At 65.0% G+C, this 18,263-nt stretch carries 16 protein-coding genes; 5 read left to right on the forward strand and 11 right to left on the reverse strand.

Annotated elements, in window-relative coordinates:
* Positions 1–80: 80 nt before the first annotated feature.
* Complete coding sequence (locus tag NA5_RS20295) at positions 81–290, forward strand: DUF3073 domain-containing protein (protein WP_062988356.1); 210 nt, start codon at positions 81–83, stop codon at positions 288–290.
* A 390-nt stretch (positions 291–680) separates the two neighbouring features.
* Here the strand turns inward: NA5_RS20295 and purM are convergent, their stop codons facing one another.
* From purM to purF, 6 genes are all read right to left on the reverse strand, one after another.
* Positions 681–1,760 carry a phosphoribosylformylglycinamidine cyclo-ligase gene (gene purM / locus NA5_RS20300; protein ID WP_062988358.1) on the reverse strand — a complete coding sequence of 360 codons (1,080 nt, stop codon included), beginning with the start codon at positions 1,758–1,760 and terminating at the stop codon, positions 681–683.
* Between the two features lie 262 nt (positions 1,761–2,022).
* A complete protein-coding gene (locus NA5_RS20305) occupies positions 2,023–3,723 on the reverse strand; it encodes an ABC transporter ATP-binding protein (protein ID WP_062988359.1) in 1,701 nt (566 codons plus the stop codon).
* Positions 3,720–4,772, reverse strand: a complete 1,053-nt coding sequence (locus NA5_RS20310; protein WP_157110541.1) for an ABC transporter permease — start codon at positions 4,770–4,772, stop codon at positions 3,720–3,722. Before NA5_RS20310 ends, NA5_RS20305 begins: the two co-directional genes overlap by 4 nt.
* A gap of 35 nt (positions 4,773–4,807) precedes the next feature.
* Complete coding sequence (locus tag NA5_RS20315) at positions 4,808–5,818, reverse strand: ABC transporter permease (protein WP_371856442.1); 1,011 nt, start codon at positions 5,816–5,818, stop codon at positions 4,808–4,810.
* A 119-nt stretch (positions 5,819–5,937) separates the two neighbouring features.
* Positions 5,938–7,494, reverse strand: a complete 1,557-nt coding sequence (locus NA5_RS20320) for an ABC transporter substrate-binding protein (protein WP_062988442.1) — start codon at positions 7,492–7,494, stop codon at positions 5,938–5,940.
* A 388-nt stretch (positions 7,495–7,882) separates the two neighbouring features.
* The gene (gene purF, locus NA5_RS20325; protein ID WP_062988444.1) at positions 7,883–9,442 is read right to left on the reverse strand and encodes an amidophosphoribosyltransferase; all 1,560 of its coding nucleotides are present in this window, start codon (positions 9,440–9,442) and stop codon (positions 7,883–7,885) included.
* Positions 9,443–9,659: 217 nt separating this feature from the next.
* Here purF and NA5_RS20330 point away from each other — a divergent pair, with 217 nt between their 5' ends.
* The gene (locus NA5_RS20330; protein WP_062988361.1) at positions 9,660–10,913 is read left to right on the forward strand and encodes a YhgE/Pip domain-containing protein; all 1,254 of its coding nucleotides are present in this window, start codon (positions 9,660–9,662) and stop codon (positions 10,911–10,913) included.
* A 54-nt stretch (positions 10,914–10,967) separates the two neighbouring features.
* A complete protein-coding gene (locus NA5_RS20335) occupies positions 10,968–11,984 on the forward strand; it encodes an acyl-CoA dehydrogenase family protein (RefSeq protein ID WP_245672310.1) in 1,017 nt (338 codons plus the stop codon).
* Positions 11,985–12,122: 138 nt separating this feature from the next.
* On the opposite strand, the gene NA5_RS20340 is transcribed toward NA5_RS20335, so the two are convergent.
* Positions 12,123–12,407: a hypothetical protein gene (locus NA5_RS20340; RefSeq protein WP_062988364.1), complete on the reverse strand. Its 285-nt coding sequence runs from the start codon at positions 12,405–12,407 to the stop codon at positions 12,123–12,125.
* 521 nt (positions 12,408–12,928) lie between these two features.
* Here NA5_RS20340 and NA5_RS20350 point away from each other — a divergent pair.
* Together NA5_RS20350 and NA5_RS20355 are read left to right on the forward strand one after the other, a co-directional pair.
* Positions 12,929–13,828, forward strand: a complete 900-nt coding sequence (locus NA5_RS20350) for a helix-turn-helix domain-containing protein (protein WP_062988368.1) — start codon at positions 12,929–12,931, stop codon at positions 13,826–13,828.
* On the forward strand, positions 13,825–14,034 hold the full coding sequence (locus tag NA5_RS20355; protein ID WP_062988370.1) for a DUF397 domain-containing protein: 210 nt from the start codon (positions 13,825–13,827) through the stop codon (positions 14,032–14,034). The genes NA5_RS20350 and NA5_RS20355 overlap by 4 nt, the downstream gene beginning before the upstream one ends.
* A 307-nt stretch (positions 14,035–14,341) precedes the next feature.
* On the opposite strand, the gene NA5_RS20360 is transcribed toward NA5_RS20355, so the two are convergent.
* The 4 genes from NA5_RS20360 to NA5_RS20375 form a co-directional block, all read right to left on the reverse strand.
* Positions 14,342–14,740, reverse strand: coding sequence for a sterol carrier family protein (locus NA5_RS20360; RefSeq protein WP_157110538.1), 399 nt, complete (start codon positions 14,738–14,740; stop codon positions 14,342–14,344).
* A gap of 143 nt (positions 14,741–14,883) precedes the next feature.
* Entirely contained in the window at positions 14,884–15,573 is a 690-nt protein-coding gene (locus tag NA5_RS20365; RefSeq protein WP_157110539.1) for a hypothetical protein, read from the reverse strand.
* Positions 15,574–15,761: 188 nt separating this feature from the next.
* Positions 15,762–16,358, reverse strand: coding sequence for a CPBP family intramembrane glutamic endopeptidase (locus NA5_RS20370; protein ID WP_245672311.1), 597 nt, complete (start codon positions 16,356–16,358; stop codon positions 15,762–15,764).
* Positions 16,359–16,423: 65 nt separating this feature from the next.
* Positions 16,424–18,175, reverse strand: a complete 1,752-nt coding sequence (locus NA5_RS20375) for an alpha/beta hydrolase (protein ID WP_062988376.1) — start codon at positions 18,173–18,175, stop codon at positions 16,424–16,426.
* Between the last annotated feature and the right edge of the window lie 88 nt (positions 18,176–18,263).

The raw sequence follows: 18,263 nt of genomic DNA on the forward strand, positions 1-18,263 counted from the left end.
GTCTGTCAGGAAGAGTATTAATTCGAACGGGGCCGCCAACAAACCCCAGGCCGCCCCGCAGTGACGCGAGGGGGTCAGCCATGGGCCGTGGCCGGGCTAAGGCAAAGCAGACCAAAGTCGCACGCGAGCTGAAGTACAGCTCCGCGCCGACTGACTTCGCGAGCCTTCAGCGCGAGCTTTCGGGTAGCCCCACCTCCCATCGGAGTGGTGTGCTGTCCGATGAGCATGACGCGGACGAATCCTCATCCCGCTGGGACGAGGACGACGACTACAAAGACTGGCGCCGCTGACTCGGTAGACGATGAAGGGGGAGGCCGACGGGCCTCCCCCTTCACCCGTTGACGCCGCGTGACCGGACTAACCATTCGAGGCTTGCACAGCAACAGCGTCCCGCATCCGACGATGCGGGACGCTGTTGTGAATTCCCGTGCGCCACAAGCGCCAACCACATCGCGCGAGTCTTACGAGCGACCGTTCGCGGCCCGTCTCGCGCCCGAGCCGTCGAAGCGCATGCGACGCAGACCCCGGCACCCGATCACTCCGCACGCGTGCACCAAGTGCCGAACGCTGCGCCGTCGCCGACCACGACGGAGCGAGTCTTACGAGCGACCCGTTCGCGGCCCGTCTCGCGTCCGAGCCGTCGAAGCGCATGCGCCGCAGGCGCGGCCAAAAACTCAGACTCAGAAGCGCGGGTGCTCGCCGACCAGAACGGCGCGTATCGCGTCGGCGTCCTTGGCCTTCTTGACGGTGCCGAGGGTCCAGCAGACGATGTGGCGTGCCGTCAGCACGGCCAGCGCCCGGTCGACGTCCTCGGGCGCCACCACGGCGACCATGCCGACGCCCATATTGAAGGTCTTCTCCATCTCGACCCGATCGACCCGGCCGCGCTGGGCGATCATCTTGAATACCGGCGCCGGATTCCAGGTGCCACGATCCAGTTCGGCGACCATGCCCGCGGGAATCACCCGGCCCAGATTCGCGGCCAAGCCACCGCCGGTGACGTGCGCGAAGGTGCGCACATCGGTTTCCGCGATCAGCGCGAGGCAGTCCTTGGCGTAGATGACCGTCGGCTCGAGCAGTTCCTCACCGAGTGTGCGGCCGAACTCCTCGACATGGCCGGTCAGCGACATCCGGTCGATATCGAGCAGCACCTTGCGGGCCAGGCTGTAGCCGTTGGAGTGCAGACCCGAGGAACCCATGGCGATCACCACATCGCCGGGACGCACCCGGTCCGGACCGAGCACCGAATCGGCCTCGACTACGCCGACCCCGGTCGCGGACAGGTCGTAGTCGTCCGGATCCATCAGGCCAGGATGTTCGGCGGTCTCGCCGCCGAGCAGTGCACAGCCCGCACGCACGCAGCCCTCCGCGATGCCGGAGACCAGTTCGGCAACCTTCTCCGGGACGACCTTGCCGATGGCGATGTAGTCCTGCAGGAACAGCGGCTCGGCGCCACAGACCACCAGATCGTCGACCACCATGGCGACCAGGTCGAGGCCGACGGTGTCGTGCTTGTCCATCGCCTGGGCGACCGCGATCTTGGTGCCGACCCCGTCGGTGGAGGCCGCGAGCAACGGCTCACGGTAGCCACCCTTCAGTGCGAACAGCCCGGCGAATCCGCCGAGCCCACCCTGCACCTCGGGTCGGCTGGCCTTCTTCGCCAATGGCCCGAACAACTCGACTGCGCGGTCACCTGCCTCGATGTCCACGCCGGCCGCGGCGTACGAAGCACCGGCACCACTGGGGGTCTGCTCAGTCATTTTCGGGGAAAGCTCCAAACCGAATCGGCGGATAGATGCCAGCTCACGCTACCGGAGTCACATAACAACCTTGCAGCGGACGTCGCGCTGGACGGCCACCACCAGTGCCAACGCGACGGCTCCCAGCCTTCCCGGAACTTCGGCCGGATGTGAGTTCCAGCAGACATGGTCAGCGGGCCGATGGTCGGGCGCGCGAATCTCGCGCGCACTCGACCAGTTACCCATGTGCTCGCGAAATCTGTCGGCACCTGCACAGTGGGCGCTACCGCCCGGCAGGCGGTATTCGAGCCTGCTCGGTGGCGAACAAGGCAGCCGACTCTGCGCGCCGCCGCCTTTGCTCCACCGGATCGGGTACCGGGACCGCGGCGACCAGTCGCCGGGTGTACTCCTGCTCCGGTCGGCGCAGAATGCGATCACGATCACCCTGCTCGACCACCGCGCCATTGCGCAGCACCACGATTCGGTCGGCCAGCTGGTCGACGACCGCGAGATCGTGGCTGATGAACAGGCAGGCCCAGCCGCATTCCTGCTGCAGCTGACCGAACAGCTCGAGCACCGCCGCCTGCACCGAGACGTCCAGTGCGCTGGTCGGCTCATCGGCCACCAGCAGGTCCGGATCGAGGACCAGTGCTCTGGCCAGGCTGGCGCGCTGCCGTTGTCCGCCGGACAGTTCGTGCGGATAGCGGCGTTCGGTGCCAGCGGGCAGCCGCACGTCATCGAGGAGTTTGCGAACCCGCGCCCGGATCTGCGCGGAACTGCCCGCCTTGTGCACGATCAGCGGTTCGGCCACGCAGTCGCCGACGGTGAGCCGCGGATTCAGTGAACTGGCCGGATCCTGGAAGACGAATCCGAAGCGGCGGCGAATCGGCCGCAGCTGCCGCTGGGACAGCTCCGCGATGTTCTGTCCACGCACTTTGACCAGCCCGGAGGTCGGGCGCTGCAGCGCCGCGACGCAGCGGCCGATGGTCGACTTCCCGGATCCGGATTCGCCGACCAGGCCAAGGGTTTCGCCGGGCCGAATGGACAGACTCACGTTGTCCACCGCGCGGAAGGGCGGTCGGCCGAACGGTCCGGGAAACTGCACAACCAGATCGGTCACCTCGAGCACCGGCTCGGCGGCGGCGACCTCCTCGACGGCACCGTGCTCCAACTGTTCGGTACCCAGATGCGGTACGGCGGCGAGGAGTTTGCGGGTGTATTCCTGCTTCGGCGCCGCGAACAGTTCGTCGACCGGCGCCTGCTCGACCACCTTGCCGTCGCGCATCACCACCACCCGGTCGGCGATATCGGCGACAACACCCATGTTGTGCGTGATCAGCACGATCGCGCTGCCGATGCGATCGCGCAGATCCCGCAGCAGCTCCAGGATTTCGGCCTGCACGGTGACATCGAGTGCGGTGGTCGGTTCGTCGGCGATGATCACCTTCGGCTCGCAGGAAATCGCGATCGCGATCATCACGCGCTGCTTCTGGCCGCCGGAGAGCTGATGCGGGTAGTAGTCCACCCGATGCTCCGGATCGGGCAGTCCGACCATGCGCAGCAGTTCGATCGCCCTGGCCTTGGCGGCCTTGCGGCTCATATCGCTGTGCGCCCGCAGTGCCTCGGCGATCTGATAGCCCACCGTGAACAGCGGATCGAGTGCTCGTCCCGGCTCCTGGAAGATCATCGAGATCGCGCCGCCGCGCAGTGCGGTGAGCTGCCGCTCGCTCATCGAGGTGACCTTGTCCGCGCCGAGCGTGACCAGGCCATCGACCCGAGCGGTATTCGGCAGCAGTCCGATCGCGGTACGTGAGCTCACCGATTTGCCCGAGCCGGATTCCCCGACGATGGCCAGCACCTCGCCGGGGAAGACCTCGTAGGAGACATCGCTGACCGCGTATACCGGACCGGCGTCGGTCGCGAAGGTGACCGATAGCGATTCGATGGACAGCGCCGCCCGTTTCTCGGCTACCGCTTCCGTCATCGTGCTTGTCCTTCCCGGTCGGAATCGGCCTCGTCCACGAGGTCGAGTTCTGCTGCGGTGAGTTCCGCTGCGGGAACGTCTTTTTCGAGGACGGGAACGGTATCGCTGGCGATGGTCGCCGGGCTGAGGGCGCGACGGGTGCGCAGCAACGGATTGAGCACCTCGTTGAGGCTCTCGCCGACCAGCGTCAGGCCGAGCACCACCAGAACGATGGCCGTACCCGGGAAGATGCCCGTCCACCAAATCCCGTTGGAGACATCGGAAAGCGCCTTGTTGAGGTCGTAGCCCCATTCGGCGGCCTGGGTCGGCTCGATACCGAAACCGAGGAAGCCGAGCGCAGCCAGCGTCAGGATGGCATCGCCCGCGTTCAGCGTGACGATCACCGGCAGCGACTGGGTGACGTTGGCGAGGATGTGCCGGAACATGATTCGAGTCGTGGACGCACCGGTAACCCTGGCCGCGTCCACATAGGGTTCGTTCTTCACCGCGACGGTCGCATTGCGAACCACCCGAAAGTATTGCGGCACATAGATCGCCGTGATCGCGACGGCCGCGGACAGCACACCGCCGAAACTGCTCGACTGCCCACCGGCGACCACGATGGATACCACGATCGCGAGCAACAGGGTCGGGAACGCGTAGATGGCGTCCATGAACAGTACGAGCACCCGGTCGAGGGCACGTCCGATGTACCCGGACACCAATCCCAGCGGTACTCCGACGATCAGTGACATCACCAGCGAGATCGCGATCACCAACAGCGCGGTTCGGGCACCGAAGATAACCCGGGACAGCACATCCTCACTGCGCACCGATGTGCCGAACCAATGCTGACCCGACGGCGGTTGCTGTGCGACGAAACCCACACCGTCCGAGGAGTTCTGGGCCAGCCCGTACGGTGCGATCAGCGGAGCGAAGATCGCCACGAATACGAATATCGCGACGAGGCCGAGTCCGACGATCAGCGTCACCCGCTGCAATCCGGCGGTCATGGTGAACAGCCGCAATCCCGGGATCCGCCTGCGCTTGGTCGGCGGCACCGGCGGCATCACCACTGGCTCGTTCGCCAATTCCGGAGCGGTCATCAGAACCTCACCCTCGGGTCGATCAGCGCGACAACGACATCCACCAGGAAGCTGATGACCGCGACGGCCAGCGCCAGGAACGCGACAATCCCCTGCACCGCGATGAAATCGCGCTGATGCAGGTATTCCGCGAGCTGATAACCCAGCCCCTTCCATTCGAAGGTGGTCTCGGTGAGCACCGCACCGCCGAGCAGCGTCGCGATATACATGCCCATCACCGTGATGATCGGGATCATGGCGTTGCGCACCGCATGTCGTCCGGTCACCACCCGCGCCGAAAGTCCGCGTGCCCGTGCGGCATCCACGAATTCGCTGCGCAGCGTCTGGATCAGATTGACCCGCACCAGGCGCAGGAAGATGCCCGCTGTCAACAGTCCGAGTGCGACTGCGGGCAATATCGCGTGCTTCAGCACATCGATCAGATAACTGTTGTCCCCGTAGAGGATCGCGTCGATCACCATGATGTTGGTCTTCGGCGAGACATGCTGTAGTTGCAGCTCGACCGGAGTGCTCGCTCGACCGGCGACCGGTAGCCACTCCAGCTTCACCGCGAAGATCAGCTTCAGCAGCAGACCGACGAAGAAGACCGGCGCCGCGTAGGCCAGGATCGCGAATAACCGCAAACCGGCATCCGCCGTCGAATCACGATGTGTCGCAGCGTATCTGCCGAGCGGAACACCGACCGCGAAGGCGACGAGCAGCGCCCAGAACACCAGCTCGAGGGTGGCCGCGCCGTAGGTTGTCACCACCTCGCTGATCTGCCGATTGTCCTGGGAGTGACCGAAGTCCCCGTGCATCAGCCCGGAGATGTACTCCCAATACTGGGTCAGGATCGGCCGGTTCAAACCGGCCGCCTCCTTGCGCACTTCGATCTGTTCCTGGGTCATCCGTCCACCCATCGCGGCGCTGATCGGATCGCCGATCACCCGCATCAGGAAGAACACGACGGTGACCAGGATCCACGCCGTCGGCAGGATCAAGAACAGTCGAACCACCAAGTACCGCAACAACGCCAGCTGCCGGGAATCCCCACTCGACTTCCCGAACCCTGGCAGCCCGAAGCGCCGGGCCCGAACCGGTGCCTGCTTTTCAGCGGCGGCAACAGTTTCGGGCCCGGCTTCGCCCGAGGTCACTTGCTCAGCACCGTGTATCGGAACTTGAACGAGGCGTCGAGTGTGTCCGACACACCCTTGACGCTCGGATTCGACACCGCGATCTGCTTACCGGACAGCAGCGGCAGGGTCGGCAGGTAGTTCTGCGCGAGATCCTTCTGCACATCCTCGATCAGCTTGATCCGCTTGGTCTTGTCCTGCTCGGTCGTCTCCGCGGTGAGCTGCGCGGTGATCTTCGGGTCCTCGAAATGCGACTGCAGGAAGTTGTTGGGCGCGAAGAACGGGGTCAGGTAGTCATCGGCGTCCGGGTAGTCCGGGAACCAGCCGAAGTGATAGAGCGGGTAGCCGTCGCGGGCCCGTTCCTTCTGATAGGTAACCCACTCGGTGGACTGCAGATTCACCTTGAACAGTCCGGTCGACTCCAGCTGCGATTTGATCGCCGCATACTCCTCGGAGCTGCTCGAACCGTAGTGATCGGGGTTGTACTGCAGGTTCAGCTCCACCGGTGTCGCGACGCCCGCGCCGGAGAGGAACTTGGCGGCGGCATCCTTATTGGGCTTGGCTCCGTAGAGGTCCTTCAGCGGCTCGGCCGCACCCGGCATACCTTGTGGCACAAAGCCGTACGCGGGCTGATAGGTGTTCTTGTAGACGCCCTCGGCCAGCGCGGGCCGGTCGATGGACGATGCGATGGCCTTGCGCACCGCGAGCTTCTGCTCCGGGGTACCGCCCGGCATGGTGTTCAAATTGAAGACGATGTAGCGCAGCTCGCCGCCGGGTCCATCCGACACCGTGACCTTGCTGTCCTTGCGCAGCGATTCGATATCGGTCGGCGTGAAGGACCGATACGCGACATCGAGCGCACCGCTCTGCAGATCGAGCTTCATATTGTCGGAGGTCGCGTAGTACTTGGTGGAGACCTGCGCGGTTTTCGGTGTGCCGAGGATGCCCTTGTAATCCGGGTACGCCTTGTACTCGACCAGCTTGTTCTTGTCGTAGCTGGCGATCGTGTAGGGACCCGAGTAGCCCTTGGTCTTCACCACCTCCTCATCGGGCAGCACCTTGTCGGCCGGGAAGACCTTCTCGTCCACGATCGGACCGGCCTGAGTCGGCAGGATCGCGGGGAAGGTCTGATCGTTGGCGACCTTCAACGTGAAGTTCACCGTCAGATCGTCGACGGCCTCGGTTTTCTCGAGGTTGCCGAGCAGCGAGGCGGGACCGTTCGGGTCGTTGATGCCCTGCATGCGATCGAAGGAGAACTTGACGCTCTTGGCGGTCAACGGGTTGCCATTGGCGAACTTCAGCCCGGACTTCAGCTTGCAGGTGTAGATCGTCGGGGAGCTGAAGTCGCACTTCTCCGCGGCGTCCGGTTTCGGTGTGGCATCGCCGGGCGCGAAATTCAGCAGATACGAATAGATCTGGGTTTCGACCAGCAGCGAACCGTTGTCGTACGCGGCCGCTGGATCGAGTGAGAAGATCTTGTCCGTGGTGCCCGCCACCAAACCGGCTCCGTCACCACCCCCACCGGTGCGGCCCGAACCGCATCCCGCGATCGCGGGTACGGCCAGTGCCGCCATCCCGACCGCCGCGATTCGTCGCGTCCGGTCCCGCTTGTTCGAAACCCTCATCATCAGGCCCCACTTCTCGAGCGCGCCCACCGCGTGTGCTGGATCACAGCACTGCGATGGGCACGGTGAACTTCCGATATGTCGGGCACCGTACCCAGGATCCATTTCTGGGATGTTGCGTTTTCAAAGAAAAAATGACGGGGGTGTTAGCGGATGTTGCGAATGGTGCGCGGACAACACCGGATCACCGGACGAATGACCAGGTTCGCCCCGAATGCGTCATCGGCGCGTCTCGAGGAGGCCACGGCACGGCAGCGGACAGATCGCGTCGAAGGCGGACCCGAACAAAATCGGGCCCCCCGACATTCGCCGGGGGGTTCGGGATCGTCGAATGGCGTCAGGGACGGCTCAACGCACTCGCATTCGCGTTCTCGCTCAACAACATTGCCTCGGACTGGCCGGTGAGCATGCCCTCGAGCACGTTCTTGCCGATGGCCGCCTCGGTGGGCAGCGGAATCGGGTAATCGCCGTCGAAGCAGGCGCAGCACAGGCGCGAGCGCGGCTGTTCGGTGGCCGCGATCATGCCCTCGGTGGAGATGTAGCCCAGAGTGTCCGCGCCGATCGAACGGCGCACCGTCTCCACCATGTCGTCGTAGCTGTCATCGGCGCCCGCGCCATTGGCGATCAGCTCCGCGCGCGAGGCGAAGTCGATGCCGTAGAAGCACGGCCACTTCACCGGCGGCGAGGCGATCCGCACATGGATCTCCAACGCGCCCGCCTCGCGCAGCATCCGGATCAACGCACGCTGGGTATTGCCGCGCACGATCGAGTCGTCCACCACGATCAGCCGCTTACCGCGGATCACCTCGCGCAGCGGATTCAGCTTGAGCCGGATGCCGAGCTGGCGGATGGTCTGACTCGGCTGGATGAAGGTGCGCCCGACGTAGGCGTTCTTCATCAAGCCCTGCCCGTAGGGCACACCCGAGCCCTGCGCGTAACCGACCGCGGCGGGAGTGCCGGACTCCGGCACCGGGATAACCAGATCGGCCTCGACCGGATGTTCCTTGGCCAGGCGACGGCCGATCTCCACCCGGGTGGCGTGCACCGAGCGACCGGCGATGGTGCTGTCGGGCCGGGCCAGGTAGACGTATTCGAAGACACAGCCCTTGGGTTCGGGATTGGCGAAGCGCATGGACCGCACGCCGTCGGCATCGATCGCCAGCAGTTCGCCCGGCTCGATCTCCCGGACGAAGGCGGCGCCGACGATATCCAGCGCGGCGGTCTCACTCGCTACGACCCAGCCACGCTCGAGCCGACCGAGGCATAGCGGACGAACGCCGTGCGGATCCCGCGCGGCGTAGAGGGTGTGCTCGTCCATAAAGGTCAGACAGAACGCGCCCTTCAGCGTCGGTAGCAGCTTCATCGCGGCCTGCTCGATGCTCGAATCCGCGGCGGCGTGCGCGAGCAGCGCGGTCATCACATCCGAGTCGGAAGTGGCGGTTATCGGGGCGGGGCGACCACCGGAGACCGGCGGCATGCCGATCAGCCCGAGTTCGCGTGCGCGCGCGCTCAATTCGGCGGTGTTGACCAGATTTCCGTTGTGGCCCAACGCAAGTCCGGAACCGACCGAGGTGGTACGGAAGATCGGCTGGGCATTTTCCCAGGTGGTGGAGCCGGTGGTGGAGTAGCGACAGTGACCGATGGCGATATGCCCCGGCATGGCGGCCAGTGTCTGCTCGTCGAACACCTGGCTGACCAAGCCGAGATCCTTGAAGACCAGAATTTGTGAGCCGTCGGAGACGGCGATCCCCGCGGCTTCCTGACCACGGTGTTGCAGCGCATACAAGCCGTAGTACGTGAGCTTGGCCACGTCCTCGCTCGGCGCCCAGACTCCGAACACACCACACTCTTCGCGTGGTTCGTTCTCGACCTGATCGGGGGTAGTTTCGACCGGCATTTCGGCGTTGGTCACCGTTTGCTCCCTGTTCGGGCGGGCTGGGGGCAATGGCCATTCTACGGGTGCATGATGCGCGGCGATCACCGCCACCGGGGAGGTACAGCAATCGCCGAGCGACGCTGCCGTTTTTCCGCGCGGCACGGTGTTACCGTGGCCAGCCGTGACGACTTCGGACAGCGCGAGCACCCGTGGGTCGGTTACCCGGTTTACCGCGCGCATGTGGCTGGTCCCGATCGCGGTGCTGACGCTGTTCACAGCGCTGCTCGGCACGCTGTATCTGGATTACGTCGTCGATCCCGAACAGAACCTGCACGACTTCCCGATCGCACTGGTGAATCAGGATGTCGGCGATACGGTCGGCGGGCAGCAGGTGAATTTCGGCACACAGATCACCGATGCGCTGCGGCAGGGCATTCCGGCGGACAAGGTCGATCTGCAGGTGCTCGGCATCAATGAGGCCGAACTGAAGATGCAGTCCGGTGCCGTCTACGGGACGATCCTGATTCCCAGCGATTTCAGCAAGCGCCTCGGCATTCTCGGCGCGGGCAGTGTGGTGCCCGGTGATATCCAGCGCCCGACGCTGACGTTGCAGACGAATCCGCGCAGTGGTGCGTTCGTCACCGAGATCGTCACGACCATCGGGACCAGGGCGCTGACGCAGGTGAACGAGCAGGTCGGCAAGCAGCTGACCGATCAGGTGCGGACGCAGTTGACGCCGCCGGGCGGCGGGGCCGCGCCCGAATTGACGGGTGCGACACGGGTGGCGCTGGCGGATCCGGTGCACATCGTCATCTCGCCGTTCCGCCCGCTGCCATCCGGCACCGGGCAGGGTTTGACGGCGTTCTTCTACGCGCTGCTACTCCTGCTCGCCGGACTGGTCGGCTCGATGACCATCCACACCATGATCGATGCCGCGCTCGGATTCGTGCCGACCGAATACGGGCCGTGGTACGTGCATTTCCCGATCACGCCGATCTCGCGGTTCAACACGCTGCTGATCAAATGGGGTGTCATGGTGATCACCGCGAATATCGTCGCGGGCGTATTCCTCGGGGTGGCGAAGCTGCTCGATATGCCGATCGATCATCCGCTCACGCTGTTCCTCTACAGTGCGCTCGCCATCATGGCGGTCGGGATCACCGGATTGTCCGTGCTCGCGGCGGTCGGCTCGGCGGGTCTGCTGATCAATCTGATCCTGTTCATCATTCTGGGGCTGCCCTCCTCGGGCGGCACCGTGCCGATCGAGGCGACGCCCAAATATCTCGGCTGGCTGGCGAAATTCGAGCCGATGCATCAGGTGTTCGTCGGTGTGCGCGCAATTCTGTACTTCGACGCAAACTTCCCGGCGGGGTTGGGGCGTGGGGTGTGGATTTCGGTGCTCGGACTCACGATCGGGCTGGTGCTCGGTTTCTTCATCACCCGGTACTACGACTACAAGGGGCTGCACAGGCGCGATCTGTCCCGCGACTGAGGCGGGGCTCGTGGCGGGTGCGCCCGGGTTCGCGGCATGCACCAAGATGATGGTGTGAATTCGTGGATCGAACACGCGCGATATCTGGCCGACGAGATTTTCGCACCGCAGGCCGACGCGGTCGACCGCAGCGGCGAAATTCCCGGCACCCATTTCGACCTGCTCGCCGAGTACGGGTTCTACGGCGCGACCATGGCCGACGATATGGATATCGCCACCTTCACCCAGGCGGGTGAGATCCTGGTGGCCGGATGTCTGGCGACCACCTTCGTCTGGGCGCAGCATCTCGGAGTCGCGCGACGGATCGCCACCTCACCGAATATCGAACTGCGCGAACGACTTACCGAGGATCTGCGGCACGGACGGGTGCGCGCCGGTGTGAGCTACGCGGGCGCGAACGACCAGCCCGGGTTGATCGCGCGCCGCGTCGACGGTGGGTATGTGCTCGACGGCACCGCACCGTTCGTCACCGGATGGGGTCTGGTGGACGTTCTCGGTGTGATGGCGCGCGATGCGGACGACGAGGGATCGCTGATCAGCGTGCTGGTGCCCGCCGAACCGGGACCCGCGCTGCATGCCACTCCGCTCCCGCTCATCGCCGCTGATTCCAGCAAGACCGTGACGCTCAGCTTCGAGGGGGTTCGAGTGCCGGATTCCGCTGTGGACAACCGGATTTCGCTGCGCAACTTCCACGCCTCCTTCATCTTGGCCGCCTGGCGCAACGGCGCGCTCGCCCTCGGCATCGTGCGCCGCTGCCTCGGCGAACTCACCCGCCTCCGCATCGACACCACCGCACTGGCCGCCGAATCCGCCCGCATCCGAACCGAACTCGACGATGCGCTCACCGGCCAGTCCGATGTCTACCTGGCCCGCGCCCGCGCCTCCGAACTCGCCGTCCGCACCGCCACCGCCCTGGTGACCGCGGTCGGCAGCGCGGCCGTCACCCGCGGCAACCTGGCCGAACGCTCCGTCCGCGAGGCGACCTTCACCCTGATCTTCGGCTCCCGCCCTGGCATCAGGACCGCGCTGCTCGACCGGCTGACCCAGGCCGCCGACGCCCTCTACCCCTAACCCGCGAATCCTCGCACCTCGCATCGGGATTCAAATGTGGGCACACAGTGGGGAAGCTTGTACGCCAGAGCCATGTTGTGCGAGAGGCTGTCCCGGGCATCCCTTTATCCTGCGCAAGACCCCTCGTGCGGAAATCTTTCAACTGGTGATGATGCCTTCCAGGATTCGATCGAAGACGTTGGTGCCCTCGACCTCATCACCGTCCAGGATGGAGTCCAGAATGGGCGCGTCGAGCAAACACATTGAGCCGATGGAGTTCTCGCGGGCGCTGGCCAGGACTTCATAGATGACTGCGGCATAGATTCGAGCCTTGGGCACGCTGAGTTTCCGAGTGCCCGCCATCGCCGAGATCCGCTTGTCCACCGCGTCGATGACTTCACGGATCACGGCCGCTTCGACCTGCGCCTTCTCTGCGATATCCATGATCAGAATCCGAAGCGGTCGCGGGAGTTGGTTCGCGGCTGCAGCAGCCCGTGGTGCACCAGGTAGAGCTTGGCCTGAAGCTTGGCCGCGCAAACGGTTGCCGGACACTCCTTGTGGTCTTGCATGATCGTGTGAGCGTCTGTGCTGCTATTGATTTCGGTTGCGCGGTGATCGAGAAGGGGGTCCACGTCGGCACTTCCCTCGGTTCGGTTGGAGGCACCTGGCGACGGGCCGCAGGGGTCGGCCACCGGAGGCAACGACGGTCGGTGTCGTTTGTCGGTGTCCCGCAGTACCCTTCAGCTGGGAGAGCGTGGGGGTTTCAACGGATTTCCGTTCACCAGGTGCGCACTTAGGAAATCACCAGGTCTCACGGTTTTACAGCACAAATGGGCCGTCCAAGAAGATCCATCCGTTTGTCCAGCAAGGCATCCGAGCCGGATGCGCGATGTCATCCAGGCAACTCCGATCGACACACCCATCAACCAGGCGCTATGCCATCCAAAGATTCGGGAGCAAGGCTAATGACAGGCAAGAACCCGACCACAATCCCTCGTCGCCAGCTCGGACGCCAGCTGCGTGAGCTGCGACAGGCGGCAGGGCTGTCTATATCCGACGCCGCCCGTCTGATCGAGCGAGGGGCTGGAACGCTACAGCGGCTCGAGAAGGGTGAGAGCCCCCGGATTCGCCAGCTCGACATCGAGGCCCTGTGCAAGATCTACAGCGCCACCAACCGTATGAAGGCGCTCAAAGCCCTTGCCGCGCAGGCAGATGAGCGAACCAGGCCCGTCGACGATTCGTGTTGGTGGCAGCGCTACGAGGACCTGATCCCGGAGGACTTCGGGACATATCTGAGCTTGGAGTCAGCGGCGGCCAAGGTGGTCATGTATCTGGCCGAGGTCGTTCCGGGGATCGTGCAGACAGCCGACTACGCGCGGGCACTGGACCGGTTGTTCTTCGAGTCCGACACGCCGATGGAGCTGGAGCAGCGAATACAGGTACGGATGCGGCGGCAAGCCGCCCTCACGCGCGGGATGTCCCCCGTGGAATTGGACGTTCTGCTGGACGAGTCCGTCCTTCGGCGCGTTGTGGGTGGGAAAAGGATCATGGCCGCACAGCTCCGCAAACTGGCCGACACCCCGCCGAACGTCCGAGTTCGGATCGTTCCGTACTCGGCGGGTCTGCCGCTCGGAATCCCAACCGGGCCATACGTGATCCTGCACTTCCCCACCGATCCGAGCACTGAAAAGCCTGTGGAGCCGACCACGGTTTACGTGGAGACCTACGGGTCTCGGCTGTACTACGACCGCGCGAACATCGTGGCTCGATATCTGGAGACGCACGAGAAGATCGGCCGCGTAGCATTGTCCGAAGCAGACAGCAAGCGGCTGCTGAGGCAGGTAGCGAAGGAGTACGAAACGTGAAAAACGTTGATCTGTCCCGGGCACGCTGGTTCAAGAGCAGCTGGAGCGGCGGGGGTGAGCATTGCGTTGAGATCGCACACCTCGACGGCGGCATGATCGGCGTACGCGACTCCAAAGACCCCTCTGGCCCCGCGCTGATCTTCACCCCAGCCGAATGGGACGCATTCCTCGCCGGTGCCAACGATGGCGAATTCGATCGGCCGTAATCCTCCCATTGGAACCCCCGGAAATCCGGGGGTTCAGTCGTTTCTTGCCTGTCCTTCGCTGCGCGCACTGCGCCCTTACCGCCCCCACATGAACTCGCTAGTGCCACATCCAGATTGCTTGCGCCATTCCGCTCCGGCAGCTCGCCGAGCGTAGTAATACGGCGATCAAATTCGGTGTAGCGACCACCATATGACTACGTTCGACGGAACCGGGGTCCGAGCAAGTAGACCGCACGCCCTGTGCCACCGTGAGCGGAGGACGAATCCCGACCAGTCCGCACGTGGACGGTGCGATCGGCCAGGACGATCATCGGTCTCCGGACGCACGCGTGATGGGCAGCCAGTGGGCGACTTCGACAGCCCGGCTACCAGAAGCGCTGACCACGCCCGACGCCACCGCAACGTCGAAGTCGAGCAGGCCGGTGGCGAGCAAAAGCCAAGTGCGCGGATCGGTTTCGACGACATTCGGCGGTGTGCCCCTGGTATGCCGTGGACCCTCGATGCACTGCACCGCCACGAACGGTGGGACGCGGACCTCGACGGAATGGCCGGGCGCGGCGGCGGCGAGGGTGCGGGCGGTGGTGCGGACCGCAGCCGCGAGTTCGGGCCTGGTGGGTGCTGGCGTCGAGTCGTCACGCAGCCAAGCACCGACTGCCTCGACCGCCGCCCGCATCTGCGCTGGATCCACCGCTCCTCGTCCCGCCACAGTGCCGAGATTACTGCCGAGCTCCGACAATGCTGCTGGAGCGGGCCGGTTGGACCGGTGCCATGTGTGCAGCGCAATTCAGCCGAAGCAACCCGGGTTCTACGGCGTCATCGGTCGAAATGGGGCGGAGCGGGCGAGGCCGATCAGCCGGTGGCGGACCAGACGGTCACCACGCCCGTGTAGGCGTGGATGGCGTCGCTGAGCGAAAGTTCGGTGATGAAGGCGACGCGATGGGCTGCGGTCTCGACGCAGTAACTGCTGTTCTTGCTGAGAGGCAGGGAGTCGACGCCCTGGGTGGCGATGAGGTCCGCGCACTGCTGCCGGGTCGGCTTGGTCGGATTGCTCCAGGACGCGATGGTGGGCTGCACGGTGAGGAAGTCGCCGCGCCGACCGTAGAGCGTGGCCTCGGAGAATTTTTTCGACGAAGAGTAGTTGTAGCTGGCCCACACGCTGGCGCCATTGTTCCCGGATACCACCTTGGGCGGGACGGAGTCCAGGTCGAGGTAGGTCAGGTTGACCGTGCCGGACCACCTGACGTCCTCCGACGGGGTCGATGTCGACGAAGTAGCTGGCGCGGAGACAGTGGTCGGTCGGTCGGCGGGCTCGGTCCGGGCCGGTGGTGGGGACTGTGCGGAGGAATTACCGTCCTGCTTGGCATCGAAGAACTTGTCCGGTACGAGGACGATCAAGCCGACGATCAAACCGGGAATGACCGGCAGGAGTATCGCGCTGAGAACGGGGTGGCGGCTGATCCAGCTGCGCTGCTCGAGGGGAATTTCCTGCTGGGGTCGGCTCGAGTTCCGAGACTCGTCGTCGTGCTGGTCGTCCCCCATGATCAGCCTGGTCTCCTTTGCCGTGGCCGACGAAATCTCGCGCGTGTGTGGCACCGAGTACCGCAGCCATGCTGGTCGACCACCCTTCAATTGTCAATGGCGGCAACGAGTTCGGTCGTCACGGCCAGATATGCACGTTCGGGCTCGTTGGCGCAGGAATGGGTGGTTCGGCCACAAGCTTGGAGCCGCTACGTGACAGCGGCCGAAGCCGGTCGACCGCTGGGCGAACCGGCCGCGGCGATTCGCGGTGCGACCGCACCGCCTGCGTTCACGGCGAAGTGCAGCAGAGCGGGAGCGGTGGCGCTTTCGGTACGGCGACGGAGAAATCCGAAGATGAGGCCAGCGGTCGCGGTTGCGGCGATCGTCGCGGGGACGCTGTCGCCTGCGGCGCGTGCCGGTCGGATGTGCCAGAGGCCGAAGGTCGCGGCACCGATCAATGAGCCAGAGCGGACGCCGAAAGTCTTGTCCAGCAACGGATCCAGTGTGGCGCGGAAGATGAGTTCCTCGCTGTAGACGGTGCCGATCGGGATATGTACCCAGACCCACTCTTCGAGTGGAACGTCCGGAGCCCGGTCGGTGAATCCGCCGAGGCGCTCGCGCAATGCCGGAATGGCGACGGCCGCACCGTAACCGGCGGCCACCACGCTCGCCGAGGCGAGTCCGTAACCGAGACCACGCGCGGACAACCAGTTCGGTCGGCCGCGGAAGGCCAGTGCGTAGCCGGTCGCGAATCCGGCATTCGCAGCGGTGCGTCCGCGCAGATCGAGCGGCAAACGCGGCAACACCCAATTGCTCCATGCCAACGGAGTGCCAACGGCAACAACAGTTTTCGTAATCCGACCGATCAATGTCATTTGGTCTCGCGCTCGTAGTCCTCGGCGGCCTCGATCTGGGTCCGGATCTTGTCCGACTGTTCCACGGTCCAATCCGGCGGCGCCGCAACGGCGATCCAGCCGTCCAACACCAGACTGCCGTACCGATGCCCGTGTCCGTCGGCGACGCCCTGCGCATTGGACAGGTCACAGGTGACCTGCCAGAAGGTAACGAAGGGCCACCAGCGCATCTGCGAGGAAACATCGGAGCCGCGTGGTTCGGACAGCCAATCCGGTTGGGAGAAGATCAGATCCGAGGACCACCAGACGATCGGGTCGGAGGCGTGCTGCAGATAGGCGATGCGCGGCGCCCGCCATTCGGTCGTCGGACGCGCGAGATCGGCACTGTCGGAGGCGAATCGGACCACCAGACCATCCGCGTACACCGGTTCGACCTCGCGCGATCCCGGATCGCGTCGCGAAACGAACTGCTCCCACAGTCGATTCGAGTTCGGCGGCCCGACCCACAGCGCACCCTCGACCTTGGAGCGCAGATCGGCGAGTCCGTCGAAGGCCGCCTCCGAGCCCTGCGAGCCCAGACTCTCGCCGTATACGAGCAGCTTCGGCCGCGCGCCCTCCGGCCGTGCCGACCAATGCTGGTACACCGCGTCGAAGAGCTGCCTACCCGCATCCGATGCCTTGCCGCGGTCCGCGAGGAAGGACAGCACGCTGGGCAGATACGAATACTGCGAGGCCACGATGGCGGTATCGCCGCCGTACATGTACTCGATGGCACCGGCCGCCATGGAATTCACCCATCCGGTGCCGGTCGTGGTGACCACCACGAGCACCTTCCGGTCGAATGCTCCGGTGCGCTCGAGTTCGGAGACCGCGAGCTCGGCCCGCGCTTCACCGCTCTGCGCCGACTCCAGACCCACATACGCCCGGATCGGCTCGCGCGCGGACTTACCGGTGATCGAAGTGATCCGGGCCGCGGAGGGGCCGTGCGAGACGAACCAGCGACCCTCGAATCCGAGCGAATCCCATTTCGCCAGCGAGGCGGGACTGCCCGACCGTTCGGGCTGCACCGGCTGGACCGCATTCGGCGAGGTGTGATCGTTCTGCACGCTGAACGCGGAGTTGGCCACCGCGAAGAAGGCACGCGAGGCCACGCCGTTGAACAGCGTGACGGTCAGCACCACCAGAACCAGGAATCCGGCCGATGGGGCCAGCTCGCGCGGTACCCGCACCCAGCGGTTGAGCTGACGCGCCAGGAACCGGATGATCTCGCGCAGCGTCCGATACACCGCGACCACACCGGTCGCCACCGCGATACTGAGCAATCCCGTGCGCAGATAGGCCGGGGTCGTGGTGCCCTCCATACCCATGAGCGCGGTGATCTCGCGCTGCCAGCGGGCCGACTGCACCAGCATGAAGGCCGCGGTGACCACAGCGGTGAAAAGGATCGCCGATTTCACGGCGTAGCGCACCCAGGTCGGCGGCGGCGCGATCCGACCGCGCAGCAGCTCGGCCAGCCGCGGCCGAGCCCACAGCCGGAACAACCACTCCAACAGGCACCCGAGGCCATAGCCAAGCGCGGCATTGATGCCGCTGATCAGGCCCTGGAAGAGCCAGTCGCGCGGTACCAGCGACGGCGTCACCGAGAGTGCGAAGAAGATCGTCGCGAAGACCAGCCCGACATAGTTCAGATCGATGATGTCCTCGGCACGGCGCACGACCACCACGCCGCGCGCACGCAGCTTCTTCAGGGTGGTCGCGGTTTCGAGCATCGGTCAGCGCGACGGCGCGATGCCCGGATCGTGGCGGTTGGGATCGGGCACGGGCGTCAACGGGTCCGTAGCGATCATCACCCGAACA

This window comes from Nocardia anaemiae NBRC 100462, assembly GCF_001612725.1.
Classification (GTDB): domain Bacteria; phylum Actinomycetota; class Actinomycetes; order Mycobacteriales; family Mycobacteriaceae; genus Nocardia; species Nocardia anaemiae.